Genomic DNA, 21199 nt, shown 5'->3' with positions numbered 1-21199 from the left:
ACGACGTCCGCATCATGGATGACCATAGGGATGCGGAATGCGAAAAGGACCGCTGTGAGAGGAGGCGTCCATGGGATCGGTGCGCAAGGCGAGTGCCTGGCTGGGCCTCGTTGACGACAACGATGACGAGCGTTACTACGACGACGACTACTCCGAGGGGACCGAGCCCGGGGATGCCTGGGTCACCGATCCGAGGGTCAAGGTGGCCTCGGACGTCGCCGAGGAGAAGGGCCGTCGTATCGGCACGGTCACCCCGGACAGCTTCCGGGACGCCCGGGCCATCGGCGAGCTGTTCCGGGACGGGGTCCCGGTCATCATGAACCTCACGGCCATGGAGCCCGCCGACGCCAAGCGCGTCGTCGACTTCGCGGCGGGGCTCATCTTCGGTCTGCGCGGCTCGATCGACCGGGTGTCCAACCGGGTGTTCCTGCTGAGCCCGGCCGACACGGAGATCGTCAGCAGTGAGCGGGCGCCGCACCGCGAGGACGGCTTCTACAACCAGAGCTGAGGCAGGGCCGCTCACCGGCCCTGCCCCCTGGTGGGGTCAGCGGAAGGCGTCGAGTCCGGTGAGCGCCTTGCCCAGCACGAGCTGGTGCATCTCGACGGTGCCCTCGTAGGTGAGCACCGATTCGAGATTGGTCGCGTGCCGCATCACGGGGTATTCGAGCGAGATCCCGTTGGCACCGAGAATCGTCCGCGCCGTACGGCAGATGTCGATGGCCTCGCGGACGTTGTTGAGCTTGCCGAAGCTGACCTGCTCGGGACGCAGGCGGCCGGCGTCCATCCGCCGCCCCAGATGGTGGGCGAGCAGGATCCCCTTGTGCAGTTCGAGCGCCATGTCGGCGAGTTTGGCCTGGGTGAGCTGGAAGCCCCCGATCGGCCGGCCGAACTGCTCCCGCGTCTTCGCGTAGTCGACAGCGGCCTCGAAACAGGATCGCGCCGCACCCATGGCACCCCACACGATCCCGTACCGGGCGTGCGAGAGACAGCTGAGCGGCCCCTTCAGCCCCACGACCTCCGGCAGCACGGCGTCGGCCGGCAGCCGTACGTCGTCCATCACGAGCTCACTGGTGACGGAGGCGCGCAGCGACAGCTTGTGCTTGATCTCCGGGGCGGAGAACCCGGCGCTGTCGGTCGGCACGACGAACCCGCGGATCCCCTCGTCGGTCTGCGCCCACACCACGGCGACCCCGGCGACGGACCCGTTGGTGATCCACATCTTCCGCCCGTTCAGCACCCAGTCGGAGCCGTCCCGCTTGGCGTACGTCCGCATGGAGCCGGGGTCGGAACCGTGGTCGGGCTCGGTCAGCCCGAAGCACCCGATGACCTCCCCGGAGGCCATCCGGGGCAGCCACGCCTGCTTCTGCTCCTCGCTCCCGAACCGGTGAATGGCGTACATGGCGAGAGAGCCCTGCACGGACACCAGGGACCGGATCCCGGAATCGGCGGCCTCCAGCTCCAGACAGGCGAGCCCGTACTGCACGGCGGAGGCCCCGGCGCACCCGTATCCCTCCAGGGACATCCCGAGGGCACCGATCTCCCCGAGCTCCCGGGCGAGCTCACGGATCCCCGGCAGCTCGCCGTTCTCGTACCACTCGGCGACGTACGGCACGACCCGATCCGCCGCCCACGCCCGCACGGTGCCCCGAACGGCAAGGTCCTCGGGCTCCAGGAGGTCGTCGATGCCTAGGGGGTCGGCGGGGTCGAACGGGGGCAACTTGGCGGACGAGGACGCGGACATGGGAGACCCTCCGGCAACGATTAAACTAGCACCGCTAGTTACGGCTCTGGGCAGACGCTACGACGCAGTGTCCCGCGCGTCCAGTGCGACTTCACGCGGGACGGCCCGATTCCCACGGGGCACGGCCCGTTCCCATGCGCCGCGCCCCGATTCTCACGCGCCACGGCCCGACTCCCACGCACCGCGACCCGTCTCTCTCCCCCACGCGTCGCAGCCACCGACGGCGATCAGCCCCACAGGAGACGCCCACCCGTCCATGAACGGGAAACGGGTGGGCGTGGGTGAAAGAAGGCCTGGTCAGGCGGAGACGCGGGAGTCGGCGACTTCCCTCGGCTTGGGCAGCTCCACGGCAGGGGCCTCGCACTGCATGGCCCGCGGCAGCCGCAGTGCCATCACCGCCCCGAGCAGCAGCAGCCCCGCGCTCACCAGCAACGTCACATGCAGCCCGTGCACGAAGGAGTGCCGCGCCGCATGCCGCAGGGCGCCCCCGGCCGGGCCGCCGAGCTGCGCGGCAACCTCGTACGCCTCCCCCAACGAGTGCGCGGCAGCCGTGGAGGCCGATGTCGGCACCCCCGACACACCGGCCAGCCCGGGGGCGTACGCCGCGTTCATCACGCTGCCCAGCAACGCGATGCCGATCCCCGCGCCCAGTTGGTACGACGTCTCACCGATCGCCGCCGCGCCACCGGCCTGCTCCGGCGGAGCCTCGCTGAGCATCGACTCGTACGCCCCGAAGAGCGTCGTCTCCAGCCCGAAGCCCAGCAGTACGAACCCGGCCAGCAGCAGCCCGGGATTGTCCTCGCCGCCCATCGCCGTCAGCAGCAGCACTGCGAGGGCCGTCAGCACGAACCCGGCGCACACCATCCGCCGCGGCCCGAACAGCCGCAGCAGCCGCGCCCCCGCCAGCCCGGCCGCCATCGCGGCGAAGGTCAGCGGCAGCAGCCGTAGCCCCGTCTCCAGCGGCGACAGTCCCAGCACGAGCTGCAGATACTGCGCCGCGATCAGTTCGAGGCCCACCAGCGCGAGCATCGCCAGCACGATGCACCCGACGGACGTACTGAACGCCGGTCGCCCGAACATCTTCAGGTCCACCAGCGGATACGTCCGGCGCTTCTGCCGTCGGACGAAGAGGATCAGCAGCGCGGCGCCGACGACCAGCGGCACCAGGGTGAGCAGGCTGGCCACCTGCTCCCCGCCGCCGAGCCGCTTCACACCGAGTACGACGCCGAACAGCCCGGCCGCCGCCATCAGCGCGCCGACCACGTCCCAGGGACCCTTGCCGTCGCCCTTGGACTCGGGCAGCAGCAGTCGTCCGACCGGAAGGCTGACCAGCATCAGCGGGATATTGACGAGGAAGACCGAGCCCCACCAGAAGTGTTCGAGCAGGAAGCCACCGAGCAGCGGCCCGACCGCCGCACCCACGGCGGCGACCGCGCTCCAGATGCCGATGGCGAGGGCCCGCTCGCGCCGGTCGGGGAAGACCTGGCGCAGGATCGACAAGGTCGCGGGCATGATCATCGCGCCGCCGACCCCGAGCAGGGCGCGGGCCAGGATCAGCACCTGCGGGTCGTGCGCGAGGGCCGCGAGACCGGAGGCGAGGCCGAAGAGGCCGTATCCGAGCAGCAGGACCCGTCTGCGGCCGACCCGGTCGCCGAGCGTGCCGAAGAGGATCAGCAGCGAGGCGCAGACCAGCGGGTAGATGTCGACGATCCAGAGCAGTTCTATCGCGCCGGGGCGGAGGTCCTCGGTGACGGCGGGCACCGCCACGTGCAGCACGGTCGCGTCAACGGCGACGAGCAGCAGGCTGACACAGAGGACGACGAGGACGACCCAGCGGTTGGCACCGGCCCCGGCCGCCCGACGGCGCAGCGCAGCGGCGGCCGTGGTCGTCCCGGACATGTACGTACCTCCCAGATGTTCCCTCGCCCCGGCGGGCTCACGGGGTGGGGACTTCCCGTGACTCGGCCGGAGAGGAGCGGTGGTCTCCGGCCCGCGCTACGAAGGGCGAGTGATTCGTCAGGGTACGCGAGTCGTCGTCTGTGCCGAGTGGCGGACCTCTCACACGTCCGGCGCAACGAGTGTGGCATACGCCACTCCCGTCCCCTTCGGCCGCGTCCCGGCCGACCTCCCGATTCGCGCCGGGCCGATAATCGAGCCCGTGACCGATCTTGCGATGCGCGTGGCTCCGGCCCGCTCCGAGGCGCTGCGCCGGGCCGCCCCGGCGCTCCTCGGGTACGCGGCCGTACGCGCTCTGGGCCTGCTCGCCCTGGCCCTGTGGAGCGCGGCGCGCGACAAGGACGCCTACACCCTGCTGACGGCCCGCTGGGACGCACTCTGGTACGCCAGGGTCGCCGAGCTGGGCTACGGCTATGAGGTGCGCCTGCCCAACGGGGACGTGCACTCGAACCTCGCGTTCTTCCCACTGCTGCCCTGGCTGGAGCGATTGGTCGCGCAGGTGTCCCCGCTGTCGTACGCCGACGGGGGCTTCGTCGTCAGCGTGCTCGCCTCGCTCGCCGCGGCGTGGGGGATCTTCGCGGTGGCGGAGCATGTGTACGGCCGTCGCGTCGGGGTGTGCGCCGTTCTGCTGTGGGCGGTGCTGCCCGTCGGGATCGTGCAGTCGATGGCGTACAGCGAGTCGCTGTTCACGGCGCTCGCGGCGTGGTCGCTGTACGCGCTGCTGACCGGCCGCTGGCTCACGGCAGGCACGCTGGCGCTGCTGGCCGGGCTGACCCGTCCGGTGGGGCTGGCCGTGGTCGCGGCGGTGTGGGCGGCCGGCATCGCCTCGTTCGTGCGAGAGCGGAGCGCGAGGCAGGCGCCGGGCGCGGACCTCGCGGCTCACGCCCCCGGGGCGACGGCGCGCCGCGTCCTCGGCATGCTGCTCGCCCCGCTCGGCGCCGCCGGATACGTCCTGTGGGTCGGCCACCGCACCGACAAGGGTCCGCTGGGCTATCTCGACGTCCAGGCGGGCTGGCGCAACGGTTTCGACGGCGGATACGCCTTCGCCCGATTCGTCGGCGAAAAGTTCACGTCGTTTCCATCGGCCCTGGCCGGGGTCGGGCTCATCGTCGGTGTCGGCCTGGTGGTCTGGCTGTATGTCGTCTGTGTACGGCAACGCCAGCCGCTGCCGCTCCTGGTGTACGCGGGCGTCGTGACCGCGCTCGCCCTGTGCGCGTCGAGCTACTTCGGCTCGAAACCGCGCCTGCTGCTGCCCGCGTTTGCGCTGCTGCTGCCGCTCGCCCGGTCCCTCGCCGGGCTGCGAACGCACAGGTCGGCGCTGGTGGTGGGGGCGGTGGCCGTGGCGTCGGCGGTGTACGGGGCGTTCTGGCTGAACGGCAGCGGTCCGCCCTGACCACGGGTGAGCGCCGGTGTGCGCCGAGAGAATTCCGGATTATGCCCCGGTGAACGAACTCAAAAGCGTAATAAACCCCCCCATCCGGAATGATCAAAAGAATTGAAGGCCGCACTGCCCGGTGATTGCGGATTCACTGGAATTAAACCTCCGCCTGAGAGGAATCCCACATCACATCGTCATCACAAAGCCGTTGAATCGACCGGGATCTGAGCTCACTCGCTGTAACGTCGATTGGGTGCGTACCGAACGGAAGCCCACCCGTCTGGACCGGGTGTTCGCCAGGCTGGATCGTGAGCCGGAACGACCGGCTCTCATCAGCGCGCCCGAAATGAGCCGGCACAGGATCGTGCTCCTGGGCGCGACCCTGGCCTTCTACGTGGCGATCGTGTGGGCCATCGTGATCACCTCCTGGCTGGTCCGGCTGGACTGGCAGGTGATGTTCTTCCGGCCCTACCAGCAGTGGTCGGAGATCCACGCCTTCGTGGACTACTACGTGGTGCTCGGCCAGCGCGGCCCCACCGCCGTGATGGTCGCGGCCTGGCTGGGCTGGCGCTCCTGGCGGCAGCACACGCTGCGGCCGTTGCTCGCGCTCGGCGTCTCGCTGCTCCTGCTGAACATCACGGTCGGCGCCGCCAAGATCGGCATGGGCCGCCTCGGACCGCACTACGCGACCAGCATCGGCTCCAACGAGATGTGGCTGGGCGGCGATATATTTCCCAGCGGTCACACCGCCAACGCCGTGGTGACCTGGGGAATCCTCGCCTATCTGGCCTCGACGCCGAGAGCGCGCCGCTGGCTGTCGGCCGTGTCGGCGGTGACCTCGCTGGGTGTCGGCCTGTCCACCGTGTACCTCGGTACGCACTGGCTGAGCGATGTGCTGCTCGGCTGGGCCGCGGGCCTGCTGATCCTGCTCGCCCTGCCGTGGTTCGAGCCGCTGATCACCCGCTCCGAGAGCTGGATCCTGGACCTGCGCGACCGCCTGCGCGAGCGCCGGACCGGCAACGTTCCGGTTCCGACGGCTCCGGTCGAGGCGCCGGTGCTGCTCAAGCCGCGGCCCGCGCCCGCCGACAAGGAGGTCGCGGCCCGCGAGGCGACGCCCACGGCGCACTCCCCCCGGGCGACCGTCCACCAGCCCGCCTATCTGACTCCGGGCCCGCACACGGCCCGCGCGGAGCGCACCCCGGTCACCCCGGCCGGCAGCCGCCGTCCACCGCACACGGACCGCATCAGCCGCGGCTCGGCCCCGACGGCCCGCCCGCTCGCAGGCGGCTGACCAGCACGGCAGAAGGCCCCGGTTCCTCCAGGAACCGGGGCCTTCGCGCGTCGTCAGCCCTTCCAGGCCCGCGCCACCCGGCCGTCCTTGACCTCGAAGTTCAGGCGACCGCTCAGGTACTCCATGGTGATGATCGCCCCCGGCGGCAGCGAACGCACCGTCGACCACCCTCGGTCACGGGCGAGCCGCTCGGCCCGTTCGGCGTCGAGTCCGACATATGTGTCCGGATTGTCCTGGGGTTCGGCGGGGGGTTTCGGAATGGGTGCCATGGCGCCACGCTAGGGCCTGAGCGAAGGGTCGGGCCAGTGCCGACCGGGGACCTTTGTAGCCGCCATCCAGGTCGTTTTGTAGCTGCCATCCAGGTCACACATCCCCCTCCGGTCACACTTTTGTCACAGAACCACGACACGTGTTTCGTGCACACTTCGTCACACGGACGAGGGGTTCCATAGGCCTTCCGCAGGCATTCGATCGTAATTTCCGCGTGTCGCGAGGAGCCCGCCAATAACCCGGCGGAAAAGTTCCCCGGGAACTGTCTGCGGACTCCTTTTCCCTCCGCCGCGCATTGGCCGCGGCCGCAGCGGGCGCGCGGGCCGCGGGAGCCGGTGCCGCACGGAAAGTGCATGGTTTCAGCACAGAACCCCCGCACGCCCTCTGTCGGAGCACTGCCGACGCGAGCATCATGGCGTGAGCTCGCGTCGGCGCGTGCGGCGCGGGCTTCAGTGGGCCCGGGACGCGGCGAGCGAAGGGGCGAGCGAGCGATGGGGACACAGACCGCACCGGTGACGGAGGGGCCCGCGCGGCCCAGGCAGCCCGGCGGCCGTGTGATCGTCGACTGGCTGACCACCACCGACCACAAGAAGATCGGGCATCTCTACCTGATCACGTCGTTCGTGTTCTTTCTGGCCGGCGGCGTGATGGCCCTGCTGATGCGGGCCGAGCTGGCCCGGCCGGGGCTGCAGCTGCTGACCAACGAGCAGTTCAACCAGGCGTTCACCCTGCACGGCACGATCATGCTGCTGCTGTTCGCGACCCCGAGCTTCGCGGGCTTCGCCAACGAGCTGATGCCGCTGCAGATCGGCTCCCCGGACGTGGCCTTCCCCCGGCTGAACATGTTCTCGTACTGGCTGTTCCTGTTCGGCGGCCTGATCGTGATGGGCTCGCTGATCGTGCCCGACGGGCCCGCCGCCTTCGGCTGGTTCGCCTACGCCCCGCTCAACAGCCCGGAGCACTCCCCCGGCATCGGCCCCGACCTGTGGATCATGGGCCTGGCGCTGGCCGGCTTCGGCACGATCCTCGGCGCGGTCAACTTCATCACCACGATCATCGGGATGCGCGCCCCCGGCATGACCATGTTCCGGATGCCGATCTTCACCTGGAACACACTGTTCACGTCGATCCTGATCCTGATGGCGTTCCCGGTGCTGGCGGCGGCGCTGCTGGTGCTGGAGGCGGACCGCCGGTTCGGCTCGGTGGTGTTCGACGCGGGCAATGGCGGGGCCCTGCTGTGGCAGCACCTGTTCTGGTTCTTCGGCCATCCCGAGGTCTACATCATCGCCCTGCCGTTCTTCGGCATCATCAGCGAGATCATCCCGGTCTTCTCGCGCAAGCCGATGTTCGGCTATCTGACGCTGGTCGGGGCGACGATGGCGATCACCGGTCTGTCGATCGTGGTGTGGGCGCACCACATGTTCGTCACGGGCGCGGTGCTGCTGCCGTTCTTCTCCTTCATGAGCTTCCTGATCGCCGTACCCACGGGTGTGAAGTTCTTCAACTGGACCGGGACCATGATCAAGGGCTCGCTGTCCTTCGAGACCCCGATGCTGTGGGCGACGGGCTTCCTGGTGACGTTCCTGTTCGGCGGTCTGACGGGGGTGATCCTGGCGTCGCCGCCGATGGACTTCCACGTCTCCGACTCGTACTTCGTCGTCGCCCACTTCCACTACGTCGTCTTCGGCACGGTCGTCTTCGCGATCTTCGCCGGATTCCACTTCTGGTGGCCCAAGTTCACCGGGAAGATGCTGGACGAACGGCTCGGCAAGATCCACTTCTGGACGCTGTTCGTCGGCTTCCACACCACGTTCCTGGTGCAGCACTGGCTGGGCGCGGAGGGCATGCCCCGCCGGTACGCCGACTACCTGGCGGCCGACGGCTTCACCACCCTGAACACCATCTCCACGGTGGGCGCCTTCCTTCTCGGCCTGTCGACGCTGCCGTTCCTCTACAACGTCTGGAAGACCACCAAGTACGGCAAGAAGGTCGAGGGCGACGACCCCTGGGGCTACGGCCGCTCCCTGGAGTGGGCCACCTCCTGCCCGCCCCCGCGGCACAACTTCACGACACTGCCGCGGATCCGCTCGGAGTCCCCGGCGTTCGATCTGCACCACCCCGCGCACGCGGAGATGGGCTGGTCCCCCGCTCCAGCGAGCGGGACAGCAGATCCCGAGCGCCCCTGATCGCCTCGATGAACTCGGCCGGCTCCAGCACCTCGAACTCGAAGCCGATCATCATGATGTGCAGCACCATCACATCGAGGCTCGCGGCCCCGGTGCGCAGCACGCAGGCGGCGTCCCCGTCGGCCTCCAGCGTGCCCGCGGAGGGCGAGATGCGCTCGGCGGCCTCATGCAGGGGCACCAGCAGCCGGATGACGGCGTGCGAGGCGTACGCGCGCGTGGAGACGCCCCGGGAGACGTAGGCGGCGAGATCCTCGGCGGGCGGGGTGCGCGGGGCGAAGCGCGGGCCGTGCGGCGGCCTGGGGGTGATGCGGTCGACGCGGAACGTACGCCAGTCGTCGCGGTCGAGGTCCCAGGCGACCAGATACCAGCGGCGCTCGCTGCACACCAGGCGGTGCGGTTCGACGGTACGGCGGGTGGGGGCGCCATCGTGATCGCGGTACTCGAAGCGCAGGCGCTCCGCGTCTCGGCAGAGGTTCGCGAGCTCGGTCAGGACGGCCGGGTCGACGGCCGAGGGCTGGGGGCCGCGCAGCATCGGCACGGTGAAGGCGTGGAGGGCGCCGACCCGGCGGCGCAGCCGGTTCGGCAGGACCTGCTCCAGCTTGGCGAGGGCCCGCACCGAGGTCTCGCCGATGCCCTCGATGCCCTGTCCCGCGGCGGTGCGCAGGCCGACGGCGACGGCGACCGCCTCGTCGTCGTCCAGCAGCAGCGGGGGGAGCTCCGCTCCGGCGCCGAGCTGGTAGCCGCCGCCTGTGCCGGGGCTGGCGTTGACCGGGTAGCCGAGTTCGCGCAGGCGGTCGATGTCACGGCGGACGGTGCGTGGGGTGACGCCGAGACGGTCGGCCAGGTCGGCGCCGGACCACTCTCGGTGGGCCTGGAGGAGGGAGAGCAGCCGCAGGAGTCTTGCGGAAGTGTCCAGCATGCGGCGCCTAACAGCTCGGGGGTACGGGTTCTGTGCGCGAGTGCAGGTCCATCGTGGCTGATCGCGCAGTTCCCCGCGCCCCCAAGGGCGTTGCAGCTAACCGGCATTCGACGCTGAGGTTTCCCTGTCGCGTCTCGTACGGGACTCGATCTGCGAGGGGGTGTACGTCCATGGCACCCGGAACCAGACGGTGGTCCGACTCCTCCTCCGTCACGCTGGCGTACGCGTCCCAGTGGCCCTCCGGCAGGGCGACGCTGCTGGGGAGGGCGGCGCGCAGGCGGCCGCGTGCGGCAGGGGTCAGCGGGAGGTTGACCTCCTCGCGGCCCTCGCGGTGGCGCAGCACCAGATGGGCCACGTCGGTGGCGCCGGACGCACTGACGTCGAAGGTCAGTCCGCCGGCCGAATCCGCGATGCAGTCGGCGCGCAGTGGTGCGGCGTGCGACACGTGCGTCGTCATGCGGTGCGGTTCCTCCTTCGGCGTTCTGCTCCGTCAGTTGGACCGGCGATGCGACCTTTTGGTTGCCCCTCACGGCTGATACGACAGCTGCGGGACGTCGAAGCACGTGGTGTTCATGTCTCCCTGCGAGATCCAGCCCCGGCCGTCCTCCCAGCGGGCCACCGACAGACAGGTCCGGCGGCTCTCCGGCGGCTCGGGCAGCCGCTCGAACCTGACCGGGATCAGCAGGCCGTCGGCGGTGTAGCCCTGGCTGCGGTTCATGTGGTCGTCGACGCACGCGCGCGTGACGCCCTGTCCGGCGCACGCCTTCGCCGCGTCCGTGAACCACGTCGCCGCCGCCCAGCCCTCCAGCTGCCACTGGGAGTGCGTCCTGAGCCCCTTGGTGGCATCCCGGAACCCGCGTACGGCGTCCTCGTCCGTGTCCTCGTAGTTGCGGGACGACCCGGTCGCCCACAGGGCGTTGCGGCAGCGCGGGGAGTCCTTGTAGTCCTCGGCGACGGTGGACGTCCAGTTCTGTATGTTCGTGACCTTGGCGGTGACCTCGGCGCCGACGTCGTCCATCGCCTCGCACAGCCGGGCGTTGCCGTGGGTGTCGATGGCGTCGAAGACGAGGTCGGCACCCTGATCCTTCAGATCGGCCGCCACCGCGCGGAAGTTGGGCAGCGCGAAGTCGACCTGCTCGGTGACGACCTTGTAGCCCTCCGCCTTCAGCCCCCGCTCGACGAGGCGGGCGTAGGCGGCGGAGGCGGGCTGGTTGTACGAGACGACGGCGGCCGTACGGGCGCCGTGCTCGCGCTTGAAGTACCGGTAGACCTCGGTGCCGCCGTACTGCTTGCCGTCCCAGCCGGTGGTGCCGTCGCGGGGCGCGAGGCTGCCGTAGATGCCGTACAGGTGCGGGTAGGTGTCGTAGGCGGCCCCGATGGGCTGGCCGCCGATGTCGGGCACGCGCGCGTGGGAGACGCGTGCGGCGCCCGCGTAGTCCAGGGCGGTGGTGGCGACCAGGGCGACGACCCGCTCCTCGTCGATCAGCTCGTGCACGCACTCGTTGTTGCCGACGCCGCTGCCGCCGTCGTCGCACTCGTGCACCTCGACCGGGCGGCCGGCGATACCCCCGCGCGCGTTGAGGTGCTCGAAGTAGGCCTTGGCGCCGTCGCGCGGGCCGGTGAAGGCGTTGCCGCCGACGGGGCTGGTGGCGCTGGTGATGATGCCGACGCGGATCGGGGCGCGGTCCGCCGGCTCCGAGGGAGCGCCCCGGTCGCGGTGCTCGAAGTCGCTCTCCGGCAGCCGGCTGCCGCACGCCGTACTCAGAGCCAGCACCACCACGGCGATCGCCGCCTCAGCACCCCGGGATCGGCGACCCATTGCCGCTCATCTGGACCAGCGCGCACAGGGTCTTCGCGGACACCTTCCAGGTGCCGTCCTGCTCGACCGCGGTCCCGGAGGCGTTCGGCAGGGCGGTCGCGCCCTTCAGGGTCAGGTCGTACGTCACGTTCGCCTCGGTCGGCGAGGTGAACTCGACCTTGGAGACCTTCGCCTGGACCTGCCCGCCGCGCTCGTCACCGCTGAAGGCCTGCAGGACCGGCGCCATCCGCTCGCCGTTCTCCAGGACGGTCTGCTTGTCCTGCATGGACGTGGCCGGGTCGAAGAACTTCTGCCAGTTCTGCTTGATCTCCGTCTCGGCCGCCGCCGCGTCGGCGGGCGCCGAAGCGGCCGGTGAGGTCTGCTCGACGGTCGGTGTCGGCGGGGTCTCGTTGCCGCCGCCTCCCTCGTCGTCACTGCAGGCCGCGAGGGCCGGGGCGAGGAAGAGGAGCAGGGCGGCCGCCAGCGCGGTCCCCCGTCCCGCCGCCCGTGGGCCACGCCCCCTGTGCGCGTTGCTCCGCCTGACGTCGCTCCCGAGAACCATCTGGCTCACCACCGGGTGTCGATCCGGGCCGTGTGCGCCCGGTGCTTTCAGGGTCAGCTTGCAGGAGGCATAGTGCAAGCCATTGGCTGACATGGACAGGCACATGCGCAGAAACCCGCTGTGCATGCACCGAAACCCGACGTGTGGGAGCCGGCGATGCGGACAGCCCGACTACGGACCGTGCACCCCGTGCTGTGGGCCGGCTGGGCCGCGCTCGCGGCCGGTGCGGTGCTGTGCGTCATCGGCTGGTACGGCATCTCCGGCGAGCGGTTCGCCGAGCGGCAGCTGCCGTATCTCGCCTCCTGCACGGTGCCCGGCGCCGCACTGATCATCGCCGGGTCGGTGCTGCTGGCCCATGGCCGGAGCGCGCTCGCCGCCGAGCGCGTGGAGGAGCTGTACGGCCTCCTGGTGGCCGCCGAGCCCGCCGACGCCGAGGAGTCCGGGCAGAGCGCGGCGGCGCCGCTCGCGGTCAGCGGGGACCTGCTGATGGTGCCCGGCGGCACCCTGTGGCACCGTGCGGACTGCCCGCTGGTGGCGGGCAAGGTGGAGGCCGTCCCCGTCGATGCGAAGCTGGTGAGGAGCGGCGAACTGGGCCCGTGCCCGATCTGTGAGCCCACCGAAGCGGACGACTGAGGCGGACGGCTGATGTCCTCCCTGACGTACGACCTCACCCTGGCCGGTCTGTCGGTCGGCAGCGCCGCCGCGCTCACCGGGATCGGCCTGATCGTGACGTACCGCGCGACCGGCGTGCTGAACTTCGCGCACGGGGCGATCGCGATGGTGTGCGCGTACGCGCTGCGCCAGTGCGTCGTGGAGTGGGACTGGCCGCTGTGGGCGGGCGCGGCGGTGACGCTGCTGATCCTCGCGCCCGGTATCGGGCTGCTGCTGGAACGGTTCGTCTTCCGGCCGCTGTCGGTCCTGGGCAGCGACCCGGCGCAGACCCTGGTCGCCTCGATCGGCGTATTCGTCCTGCTGGTGGGCGGTGCGGCGCTGCTGTGGGGCCAGGGGGCGCGCGACGACGCGCCGGAGCTGGTGTCGGCGGACCCCTGGGGTCAGCTGGCGGTGGCGCTGCTGCTGGCGGCCGGAGTGGGCGCGGTGATCCGCTGGACGCGCTTCGGCCGGGAACTGCGCGCGGTGGTGGACGACCGGCAACTGGCCGTCCTCGGCGGCATCGACGCGGACCGTGTCGCGGCGGCGGGTTGGGCGTTCGGCTCGTTCACGGCGGGCCTGACGGGCGTACTGCTGGCGCCGTACGTCCGCCTCGACCCGTACGGCATGCCGCTGCTGGTCATGGAGGTGGTCGCGGTCGCGGTGGCCGCGAGGATGCGCAGCCTTCCGCTTGCCGTCGGGACCGCGCTGGCCATCGGCGTGGCCCAGAGCCAGCTGACCCGCCTGCACCCCTCGGGCTGGGGCGCGCCCCTGGTCCAGGCGGTCGGCACCAACCTCTTCGTGGTGGCCCTGCTGATCGCGGCCCTGGCCCTCCCCGGCGTCGGCACCCGCGACGCCCTCCCCCGCACGGCCACCGCGCGCGTGCCGACCCCGCCGGGCGCCTGGATCGTGGCGGCGGTGCTGTTTCTGCTCCCGCTGGGCTTCGCGGGCTCCGACCTGCATACGTCGGTGCAGGTGCCGGCGCTGGCCGTGGTGCTGCTGTCCCTGGTGGTGGTCACCGGCCGCGGCGGCCAGATCTCCCTCGGCCAGGCGGCGTACGCGGGCCTGGGCGCCCTCTTCACGGCCCTGCTGGCAGCCGGCCGCTTCCCGGGCCTGCCCCACCTGCCGGAGCTGGCGGCCCTCGCCCTGGCGGTCGTCCTGGTGGCCCCGCTGGGCCTCCTCACGGGCTGGCCGGCGATCAGCCGCCGGGGCCTGGCCCTCGCCCTGGCCACCTTCGCGGTGGGCGTCGCGGTGAGCCGCTTCGTCTTCGCCCAGCCGTACGCGATCTCGGGCCTGTCGCTGGGCCGCCCGGCGGGCTTCGAGGGCGACCGCGCGTACTACGTACTGGAGCTGTGTGTCCTGGCAGCCGCGCTGCTGACGACCTGGCTGCTGCGCCGGGGCCGGATGGGCCGGGCCCTCGCGGCGATGCGCGACCACGAGTCCGGGGCGTCGGCGGCTGGCGTCCAGGTCCCCTCCCTCAAGCTCCTGGCCTTCGTCGCGGGCGCCGCCCTGGCGGCCCTGGGCGGCGGCCTGCTCGGCATGGGCCTACGTGCCTTCGACCCCGCCGCCTACGACCCCGTCCGAGGCCTCCTCTGGTTCGCCGCGGTGGTCGTCCTGGGCGCCGACAGCACCCTGGGCGCCCTGCTCGCCGCGGCCCTCCTGGTCGGCCTGGACGCGGGCGCCCGGGGCGGGGTGGCGGCGGCACTGATCGGTGTGCTGGCGGTGCTGGTGGGCCGCTTCCCCGGAGGGCCGTACGAGGCACTGCGAGCGGTGACGGGAAGGCGGCAGGCGAGGCTGGCGACGCTGGGGGCGCGGATACGGAGAAACCTGCGCCCGGTGGAACGAACGGCCGCACCACAGCCGACGTTGACCGGCCTGACGGCCTCGCGCCCCCCGGAGACACCACATCGAGCAGAGCAGACAGCCCCCTTCAGAACCCCACCACAACACCCCGCCGGAACCACCACAGCCACCACAACCACCGCTGCCTCGGACGCCACCAAAGCCGGCACGGCCGCCGACACCGCCGCCACAGCCGCCGACACCGCCGACGCTGACAAAACCGCCAAAGCCACCGGAGCCGCCGCAGCCGCCCACACCACCAAAGCCGCCGGAGACGCGGGCTCAGCCAAAGCCGCCGGAGACGCAGGCACAGCCACAGCGGCCGGAGACGCAGGCACAGCCACAGCGGCCGGAGACGCAGGCACAGCTACAGCGGCCGGAGACGCAGGCGCAGGCGCAGCCGCGGCAGCCGCCGCCGGCACTGGAGCCGCCGCAGCCGCCGACGGCGCTGAGCCCCCACAAGGGCCACCCGCACCCGACAACGAAACTCGCACGGGCGGTGCGGGTGGGAACCCGAACGAGGCCGAAGGCCGAGCACACGCCCACACACCCGCACCCGCACCCGCACCCGCCGCAGCCACCCTCACCACCCACAACCTCCAGGCCCGCTACGACACCTTCACCGCCCTCGAAGACATCACCCTCACCGTCCCACCCGGCCAAGTCACCGCGATCATCGGTCCCAACGGCGCCGGAAAGAGCACCCTGTTCCACTGCCTCGCCGGCACTCACCGCCCCACCCACGGCCAAGTCCTCCTCGGCCCGCACGACATCACCCGCCTCCCCGCCCACGCCCGCACCCGCCTCGGCATCGCCCGCACATTCCAACAACTGGCCGTGTTCCCGTCCTTGACCGTCGCCGAGAACGTCCGCGTGGGCGCCGAACAAGGCCGGGTCCAAGACCCGTCGGCCGTGGAACGCGCCCTCAGACTCCTCGCCCTGGACGGCCCCCTCCGCTCCCTGCCCGCCGCAGCCCTCCCCACCGGCACACTCCGCCGCGTGGAACTGGCCCGAGCCCTCGCCGGCAGCCCGCGCGTACTGCTGCTCGACGAACCCGCCGCCGGCCTCGACACCGCCGAGGTCACCGCACTGACCCGGATCCTGAAGGCCCTCGCCGCCGACGGCACCGCCCTGCTCGTGGTCGAGCACGACCTCGATCTGGTCGCCGACCTCGCGGACACCGTGCATGTCATGGCCGCGGGCCGCATCGTCGCCTCCGGCCCACCGGACCGCGTACTGAACGCGACAGGTATCCAGGAGCCCCCCGCATGACGACGATCTCCCTGCGCCACGCGCGCGTGCGCTACGGCCCCCTGGAGGCCCTCCACGGCATCACGATCGCCGCCCCCGGCCCCGGCCTCACCGTCCTGCTGGGCCGGAACGGCTCCGGCCGTACGACCGCCCTGCGCGCCCTGGCGGGAACGGTGCCCCTGTCCGGTGGCACGGTCGTGTGGGACGGCACCGACATCACCCGGGTGCCCGCCCACGAACGGGCACGGCGCGGACTGTGCCTGGTCCCCGAGCGCCAGGCCGTGTTCGGCTCCCTCACCGTCCGCGAGAACCTCGAACTCGCGGCCCGCGCGTACGACATCGCCCTGGACGCCTACCCCGCGCTCGGGCCCCTCCTGACACGCCGTGCCGGCACTCTCTCCGGCGGCGAGCAGCGCATGCTCGCCCTCGCGCGCGCCCTGCTGGCACGCGCACGCGTACTGCTCGTCGACGAGCCCGCGCAGGGCATGTCGCCCACGGTCGCGGCCCGTACGTACGAACTGCTGAGCGAACTTAACGCCTGCGTGGTCGTCGCCGAGCAACGACTGCCGCCCGGACTGCGCGGCCGGGCGGCACTCGTTCACGAACTGCGCCGTGGCGCGGTCGTGTTCAGCGGAGAGGCGGGTGAATGGGAGCGCCGTGCAGCGCCCCGAACCGGGTCGAGCCCTTCCGGATGAGCAGCGACGTGTGCGAGGTCAGCCGGTCCGTGATGCTGCGCCTGCTCGTGACCGTACGGCCCATGAGCGTGCGGCCGAAGAGCCCGTACCGCCGGGAGCAGTGCGGCCAGGCTCCCCATCCCTGCACGGCCACCACCTTCTTGGCGATCGTGATCTGCTGCTGACGGGTGGCGAGGTCGGCGCGCGCGGCGTACTTCCCGCCGCCGAAGCCCACCCAGGTCCGCTGCGAGAACTGCAGCCCCCCGAAGTGGCCGTTGCCGGTGTTGATGTGCCAATTGCCGCCGCTCTCGCACTGGGCGACGCACCCCCAGGGCCACTGGTCGTTGGTACAGCCGAGCGACATCTGTTTGGGAGGCGGTCCGGGGGCCGGTCTAGGCGGTGCCACTTGGACCGCGTGTGGTGTGTACGGGGCGGGCGCCGCGTGTGCCGTTGCCGGGGCAACGGCAGCGAACAGGGTGCCGGCGATGACGAGCGCGAGCGGTGTGCATTTCATATGAGCACGCTAGGCGGCTTGTTGCGGTCAGCCGCCGAGGCACGTCCGAGGGACCCGGGGCCCCACCCGGTCGGCGGACCGGGTGGGGCCCCGCACCCAGGCAGGGAGTGACGCTCAGAGTTCGAGGCTCTGCCCGGGCACGATCAGATGGGGATCACCGCCGATGACGGCCTTGTTGGCGGCGTAGATCCGCTGCCAGGTGGTCCCGTGCCGGGCGGCGATGCCGCTCAGCGTGTCGCCCTCACGGACGGTGTAGTCACCACGGGACGAGCCGCGGGTCGTGTTGCCCGACGAACGCTCCGGCGTCTGCGACGGAGTCGAGGGGGCCGCCTTGGTGGTGGAGGAGGCCGCCGAACCGGCGGCGGAAGCCGCGGGTGCGCTCCCGTACGCTCCGGCCCGGGCCGAACAGGTGGGCCAGGCGCCCCACCCCTGGGCGCGCTGGACCTTGGTGGCCACCGCGATCTGCTGGGCCTTGCCGGCCCTGTCCGCCGTCGGCGCGTAGGCCGTACCGCCGTACGCGCGCCAGGTGGACGAGGCGAACTGGAGCCCGCCGTAGTAGCCGTTGCCGGTGTTGATGTGCCAGTTGCCGCCGCTCTCGCACTGGGCGATGCGGTCCCACACTCCGCTGTCCGCCGCTGCGGCGTTGCCGGTTGCGGCCAGCAGTCCGAGCGGGGCGAGCAGTGCCGCCCCGGCGAGGACCACCGTCGTACGAGTCCGGCTCCGGTTCGGAGCCTGCTGCGTCTTACGAGCGTTGCCGTGAGTGGTATCGGCACATTCGGACATGTAGTTCCCTCTCGAAGGACTCGGGGTCCCCCAAGACGGAACGCAACTCCGCACGCCGTGTGGCGTGTGGGTCGCGCCCCGCCCCGTCCGCCGGAAGGTCGTGCTGCATGCTGGCTGGTGCGGTCGGCGGACGTTCCCGAGCGGTGCTCGTTGCACACGGCGGAGGAATGTAGGGATGCCGAGCGGGTGCTATCAACCAACTCCTTGTCATTCCAGGCCAGTTCGCCGTTACCTCCGGTATCGGCGATTTCCGGTCACCCACTTCATTCGCTGATTTCCGGATTTGTCGACCAGTCACCCCGACGATCTGTGACGCACCCCACGCAACCAACTCCCTTTGTTATCCACGGAATTGACGGTGAGTAGCCAATTCCGCACACGAGGTGACCGTATGCGTTGGATGGTTCGATTCCGTTCGCCGTGGTGCGTGACTCCCGCCACAGATCGTCCGTTGTCTCCTTCATGAGCCCGGGACCGACCCGGTTCACGGACCGGGAGCCACCCGGCCCCGCCACGCATCACATCCCGAGGGAGCCACCCGTGCCGCGCATGCTCGACGTCAGCGACGAGGTACGTGCCGAGATCGGCGACGAGGAAGCCGACCGGCTGCTCGCCGGAGAGAACGCACCCGGCAGTTACGACTGCACGTCCTGCCGTACCCCTGGCGACTCCGAACAGGAGCGCACCAGCACCGTCCTGTTCATCGGCGACGAGACCGCCGTCCTCGCCTTCGCCCACGCCACCTGCCTGCCCTCGCAGGTCGTCCAGGTCACCGAGGCGCAGCTCCAGGGCGCCGTGAAGTCCATCACCGGCGACCGGGTCGACCTGGAGCCGGAAGCGATCGTGCCCGAGCAGGCGGTGCTCGGAGTGACCAGCGGACTGGTGCTGATCGCCGGGGAGTTGCACCCCGCGCTGGTCGTCGAGCCGACCGGACCCATCGTGCGGCCCGGGGCGACCGGGGCCGGGGACGACTTCCTGCCGCTGCTCATCGAGCAGGGGTTCATGCCGGCGGCGGAGCTCGCCGACGTACCGCCGGTGCTGCACGGCTGGTCCGTGCTGCTGGCCATGGGGCAACTGCACGCGGTGCTGCAGCCCGGCACGAATGGCGGGCAGCCGGTCGCGTGGTGGCAGGCGCATCAGCCGCTGCTGGTGACGGACGGGTGGCGGGCCGCCGCGAACAAGCACCAGCAGGTGCTGATGTTCGCCGCGCCGGTGGGTTCCATCGGGCGCCAGCCCAGGGAGGATCTGCTGCGGGACGCCCTGGACAAGGCCGCGGCGAACGGGAAGTTGGTCGCGGCGGCGCTGCCGCTCGCGGGGACCTGAGGGCACGCCCGTTCAGCGAGGGCTGCGTGTCGTCCGGCGGCCGCGGGCCCCTTCTTGGCCGGTCGCGCCCTCGCGGCGGAGCCGCACTTCGATGCAGCCCCGCGCCTCTAATGGGCGCGACCGAACCGCATCTCATCAAGCCCGGTGTCGTTTGGACATACGTGCATGCATACGACGTTCCCCGCCTTCAGGGCGGCCCATCGGCCACGCCGATCTACGACGCGCTCTACGCCGAGTACGTCAAGTCCTTCCGCTCGCTGCCGGGTGACCGCAGCGGGGAGGAGGATCTGGGGTTCACCGCGTTCGGGAACATTCCGCGGAGTGCGGGCTCGTACGGCGGCCACCGTCCGGGGTCGTTCAGCAGCTCGTACTCCGCCTACAGCGCGGGTGCCCACAGCGCCCGCCACGGCAACGCGCAGCAGCCGCAGTGGCAGCGAGTCGGGCACATCGGCCCGCAGGGCTCGGGGATGCAGCACGTCCCGGCCGCGCTGCCGCCGGCCCGCAGGGGCTGAGCACACGAGTGAGGGGCGGCCCGGTGCGGGCCGCCCCTCACTCGTGTCGGTCACTTCTTCTTGCCGCGCTTCTCGCGCACCCGCACCGAGATATGGATCGGCGTCCCCTCGAAGCCGAACTCCTCACGCAGTCGGCGCTCGATGAAACGCCGGTAGCCCGCCTCGATGAAGCCGGACGCGAAGAGCACGAACCGCGGGGGCTTGGTACCCGCCTGGGTGCCGAACAGGATGCGGGGCTGCTTGCCGCCACGGATCGGGTGCGGGTGGGCCGCGACCAGTTCACCGAGGAAGGCGTTCAGCCGACCCGTCGGGACCCGGGTCTCCCAGCCGGCGAGGGCGGCCTCGATCGCGGGGACCAGCTTCTCCATGTGCCGGCCGGTGCGCGCGGAGACGTTCACCCGCGGCGCCCACGCCACCTGGCCGAACTCGGTCTCGATCTCCCGCTCCAGGTAGTAGCGGCGCTCCTCGTCGAGGGTGTCCCACTTGTTGTAGGCGATGACCATGGCGCGGCCCGCGTCGACGGCCATGGTCACGATGCGCTGGTCCTGGACCGAGATGGACTCGGAGGCGTCGATCAGGATGACCGCGACCTCGGCCTTCTCGACGGCGGCCGCGGTGCGCAGCGAAGCGTAGTAGTCGGCGCCCTGCTGGAGGTGGACGCGCTTGCGGATGCCCGCCGTGTCGACGAACTTCCAGGTGACGCCGCCCAGCTCGATCAGCTCGTCGACCGGGTCACGGGTGGTGCCGGCCAGCTCGTTGACGACGACGCGCTCCTCGTTCGCCACCTTGTTCAGCAGGGAGGACTTGCCGACGTTCGGGCGGCCGATCAGGGCGATACGGCGCGGGCCGCCGATGCCGCCCCTGCCGAACGAATCGCGGGGCGCTTCCGGCAGCGCCTCCAGGACGGCGTCCAGCATGTCACCGGTGCCACGGCCGTGCAGGGCGGAGACGGGGTGGGGCTCGCCGAGGCCCAGCGACCACAGATAGGCCGCGTCCGCCTCGCCGCTCTGTCCGTCCACCTTGTTGGCGGCCAGCACCACGGGCTTGCCGGCCTTGCGCAGCAGTCGTACGACGGCCTCGTCGGTGTCGGTGGCGCCCACCTTGGCGTCGACGACGAACACGACGGCGTCGGCGGCCTCGATGGCGAACTCGGCCTGCGCGGCCACGGAGGCGTCGATGCCGAAGACGTCCTGCTCCCAGCCGCCGGTGTCGACGACCTTGAAGCGGCGGCCGGCCCATTCGGCCTCGTAGGTCACGCGGTCGCGGGTGACGCCGGGCTTGTCCTCGACGACGGCCTCGCGGCGACCGATGATGCGGTTGACGAGAGTCGACTTGCCGACATTGGGCCGGCCGACGACGGCGAGGACGGGCAGCGGACCGTGGCCGGCCGCCTCGATGGCACCCTCGACGTCCTCAAGGTCGAAGCCCTCTTCCGCGGCGAGCTCCATGAACTCCGCGTACTCGGCGTCGCCAAGCTCTCCGTGGTCGTGCTCTTCGAGCGAGCCCTCGGAGTGGATGTGGTCGTTCATGAAGTCCGTACCTCGTCGTTCA

The 21199-nt window shown here is 71.1% G+C and carries 18 protein-coding genes and 1 pseudogene; 9 read left to right on the top strand and 10 right to left on the bottom strand.

Going from position 1 to position 21199, the window contains the following annotated elements; genetic code table 11:
- Window positions 1-70: 70 nt before the first annotated feature.
- A complete protein-coding gene (locus POF73_RS18275; protein WP_272116506.1) occupies window positions 71-508 on the top strand; it encodes a cell division protein SepF in 438 nt (145 codons plus the stop codon).
- 36 nt (window positions 509-544) lie between these two features.
- On the opposite strand, the gene POF73_RS18270 is transcribed toward POF73_RS18275, so the two are convergent.
- Both POF73_RS18270 and POF73_RS18265 read right to left on the bottom strand, forming a co-directional pair.
- On the bottom strand, window positions 545-1741 hold the full coding sequence (locus POF73_RS18270; protein WP_272116504.1) for an acyl-CoA dehydrogenase family protein: 1197 nt from the start codon (window positions 1739-1741) through the stop codon (window positions 545-547).
- Between the two features lie 297 nt (window positions 1742-2038).
- Complete coding sequence (locus POF73_RS18265; RefSeq protein ID WP_272116502.1) at window positions 2039-3640, bottom strand: MFS transporter; 1602 nt, start codon at window positions 3638-3640, stop codon at window positions 2039-2041.
- Between the two features lie 259 nt (window positions 3641-3899).
- Between POF73_RS18265 and POF73_RS18260 the strand changes: the two genes are divergently transcribed.
- Window positions 3900-5090 carry a mannosyltransferase family protein gene (locus POF73_RS18260; protein WP_443049542.1) on the top strand — a complete coding sequence of 397 codons (1191 nt, stop codon included), beginning with the start codon at window positions 3900-3902 and terminating at the stop codon, window positions 5088-5090.
- 238 nt (window positions 5091-5328) lie between these two features.
- Window positions 5329-6366 carry a phosphatase PAP2 family protein gene (locus tag POF73_RS18255; protein ID WP_272116500.1) on the top strand — a complete coding sequence of 346 codons (1038 nt, stop codon included), beginning with the start codon at window positions 5329-5331 and terminating at the stop codon, window positions 6364-6366.
- A gap of 53 nt (window positions 6367-6419) precedes the next feature.
- Here POF73_RS18255 and POF73_RS18250 read toward each other — a convergent pair whose 3' ends face one another.
- Complete coding sequence (locus tag POF73_RS18250; protein ID WP_272116498.1) at window positions 6420-6635, bottom strand: I78 family peptidase inhibitor; 216 nt, start codon at window positions 6633-6635, stop codon at window positions 6420-6422.
- A gap of 492 nt (window positions 6636-7127) precedes the next feature.
- On the opposite strand from POF73_RS18250, the pseudogene ctaD reads away from it, so the two are divergent.
- Window positions 7128-8813: pseudogene (gene ctaD, locus POF73_RS18245) on the top strand (aa3-type cytochrome oxidase subunit I); the annotation flags it as partial.
- On the opposite strand, the gene POF73_RS18240 reads toward ctaD, so the two are convergent.
- The 4 genes from POF73_RS18240 to POF73_RS18225 all read right to left on the bottom strand — a co-directional run bounded on the left by POF73_RS18240 (window position 8701) and on the right by POF73_RS18225 (window position 12101).
- Window positions 8701-9741: a helix-turn-helix transcriptional regulator gene (locus POF73_RS18240; RefSeq protein ID WP_272116494.1), complete on the bottom strand. Its 1041-nt coding sequence runs from the start codon at window positions 9739-9741 to the stop codon at window positions 8701-8703. The pseudogene ctaD and the gene POF73_RS18240 sit on opposite strands and share 113 nt — an antisense overlap.
- Before the next feature lie 7 nt (window positions 9742-9748).
- Entirely contained in the window at window positions 9749-10198 is a 450-nt protein-coding gene (locus POF73_RS18235; protein ID WP_334313610.1) for a hypothetical protein, read from the bottom strand.
- A gap of 69 nt (window positions 10199-10267) precedes the next feature.
- Complete coding sequence (locus tag POF73_RS18230) at window positions 10268-11560, bottom strand: ABC transporter substrate-binding protein (RefSeq protein WP_272116491.1); 1293 nt, start codon at window positions 11558-11560, stop codon at window positions 10268-10270.
- On the bottom strand, window positions 11535-12101 hold the full coding sequence (locus tag POF73_RS18225) for a hypothetical protein (protein ID WP_272116489.1): 567 nt from the start codon (window positions 12099-12101) through the stop codon (window positions 11535-11537). Before POF73_RS18225 ends, POF73_RS18230 begins: the two co-directional genes overlap by 26 nt.
- A gap of 156 nt (window positions 12102-12257) precedes the next feature.
- Between POF73_RS18225 and POF73_RS18220 the strand changes: the two genes are divergently transcribed.
- The 3 genes from POF73_RS18220 to POF73_RS18210 are packed head-to-tail and all read left to right on the top strand — an operon-like array spanning window position 12258 to window position 16537.
- Window positions 12258-12734, top strand: coding sequence for a hypothetical protein (locus POF73_RS18220; RefSeq protein WP_272116487.1), 477 nt, complete (start codon window positions 12258-12260; stop codon window positions 12732-12734).
- A 12-nt stretch (window positions 12735-12746) separates the two neighbouring features.
- On the top strand, window positions 12747-15863 hold the full coding sequence (locus tag POF73_RS18215) for a branched-chain amino acid ABC transporter permease/ATP-binding protein (protein ID WP_272116485.1): 3117 nt from the start codon (window positions 12747-12749) through the stop codon (window positions 15861-15863).
- Window positions 15860-16537, top strand: coding sequence for an ATP-binding cassette domain-containing protein (locus POF73_RS18210; RefSeq protein WP_272116483.1), 678 nt, complete (start codon window positions 15860-15862; stop codon window positions 16535-16537). Before POF73_RS18215 ends, POF73_RS18210 begins: the two co-directional genes overlap by 4 nt.
- On the opposite strand, the gene POF73_RS46250 is transcribed toward POF73_RS18210, so the two are convergent.
- Window positions 16470-16880 (bottom strand): transglycosylase family protein, encoded by a 411-nt coding sequence (locus POF73_RS46250; RefSeq protein WP_443049540.1) that lies wholly within the window; start codon window positions 16878-16880, stop codon window positions 16470-16472. The genes POF73_RS18210 and POF73_RS46250 overlap by 68 nt on opposite strands.
- Before the next feature lie 264 nt (window positions 16881-17144).
- Window positions 17145-17813, bottom strand: a complete 669-nt coding sequence (locus POF73_RS18200; protein WP_272116481.1) for a LysM peptidoglycan-binding domain-containing protein — start codon at window positions 17811-17813, stop codon at window positions 17145-17147.
- A 540-nt stretch (window positions 17814-18353) separates the two neighbouring features.
- Between POF73_RS18200 and POF73_RS18195 the strand changes: the two genes are divergently transcribed.
- Together POF73_RS18195 and POF73_RS18190 are read left to right on the top strand one after the other, a co-directional pair.
- Complete coding sequence (locus POF73_RS18195) at window positions 18354-19136, top strand: hypothetical protein (protein ID WP_272116479.1); 783 nt, start codon at window positions 18354-18356, stop codon at window positions 19134-19136.
- A gap of 161 nt (window positions 19137-19297) precedes the next feature.
- Window positions 19298-19648: a hypothetical protein gene (locus POF73_RS18190; protein ID WP_272116477.1), complete on the top strand. Its 351-nt coding sequence runs from the start codon at window positions 19298-19300 to the stop codon at window positions 19646-19648.
- Between the two features lie 50 nt (window positions 19649-19698).
- Here the strand turns inward: POF73_RS18190 and der are convergent, their stop codons facing one another.
- Entirely contained in the window at window positions 19699-21177 is a 1479-nt protein-coding gene (gene der, locus POF73_RS18185) for a ribosome biogenesis GTPase Der (RefSeq protein WP_272116475.1), read from the bottom strand.
- Window positions 21178-21199 lie beyond the last annotated feature (22 nt).

Origin of the sequence: Streptomyces sp. HD, from assembly GCF_028369295.1 — a bacterium.
Lineage (GTDB): Bacteria > Actinomycetota > Actinomycetes > Streptomycetales > Streptomycetaceae > Streptomyces.
This window is presented reverse-complemented; position numbering and strand designations above follow the sequence as displayed.

Excerpts from the sequence above, each read along its gene's own strand:
- POF73_RS18275 (WP_272116506.1), top strand. The coding sequence starts at position 71 with ATGGGATCGGTGCGCAAGGCGAGTGCCTGGCTGGGCCTCGTTGACGAC.
- POF73_RS18270 (WP_272116504.1), bottom strand. The coding sequence starts at position 1,741 with ATGTCCGCGTCCTCGTCCGCCAAGTTGCCCCCGTTCGACCCCGCCGAC.
- POF73_RS18265 (WP_272116502.1), bottom strand. The coding sequence starts at position 3,640 with ATGTCCGGGACGACCACGGCCGCCGCTGCGCTGCGCCGTCGGGCGGCC.
- POF73_RS18250 (WP_272116498.1), bottom strand. The coding sequence starts at position 6,635 with ATGGCACCCATTCCGAAACCCCCCGCCGAACCCCAGGACAATCCGGAC.
- POF73_RS18240 (WP_272116494.1), bottom strand. The coding sequence starts at position 9,741 with ATGCTGGACACTTCCGCAAGACTCCTGCGGCTGCTCTCCCTCCTCCAG.
- POF73_RS18235 (WP_334313610.1), bottom strand. The coding sequence starts at position 10,198 with ATGACGACGCACGTGTCGCACGCCGCACCACTGCGCGCCGACTGCATC.
- POF73_RS18230 (WP_272116491.1), bottom strand. The coding sequence starts at position 11,560 with ATGGGTCGCCGATCCCGGGGTGCTGAGGCGGCGATCGCCGTGGTGGTG.
- POF73_RS18225 (WP_272116489.1), bottom strand. The coding sequence starts at position 12,101 with ATGGTTCTCGGGAGCGACGTCAGGCGGAGCAACGCGCACAGGGGGCGT.
- POF73_RS18220 (WP_272116487.1), top strand. The coding sequence starts at position 12,258 with ATGCGGACAGCCCGACTACGGACCGTGCACCCCGTGCTGTGGGCCGGC.
- POF73_RS18215 (WP_272116485.1), top strand. The coding sequence starts at position 12,747 with ATGTCCTCCCTGACGTACGACCTCACCCTGGCCGGTCTGTCGGTCGGC.
- POF73_RS18210 (WP_272116483.1), top strand. The coding sequence starts at position 15,860 with ATGACGACGATCTCCCTGCGCCACGCGCGCGTGCGCTACGGCCCCCTG.
- POF73_RS46250 (WP_443049540.1), bottom strand. The coding sequence starts at position 16,880 with ATGTCGCTCGGCTGTACCAACGACCAGTGGCCCTGGGGGTGCGTCGCC.
- POF73_RS18200 (WP_272116481.1), bottom strand. The coding sequence starts at position 17,813 with ATGTCCGAATGTGCCGATACCACTCACGGCAACGCTCGTAAGACGCAG.
- der (WP_272116475.1), bottom strand. The coding sequence starts at position 21,177 with ATGAACGACCACATCCACTCCGAGGGCTCGCTCGAAGAGCACGACCAC.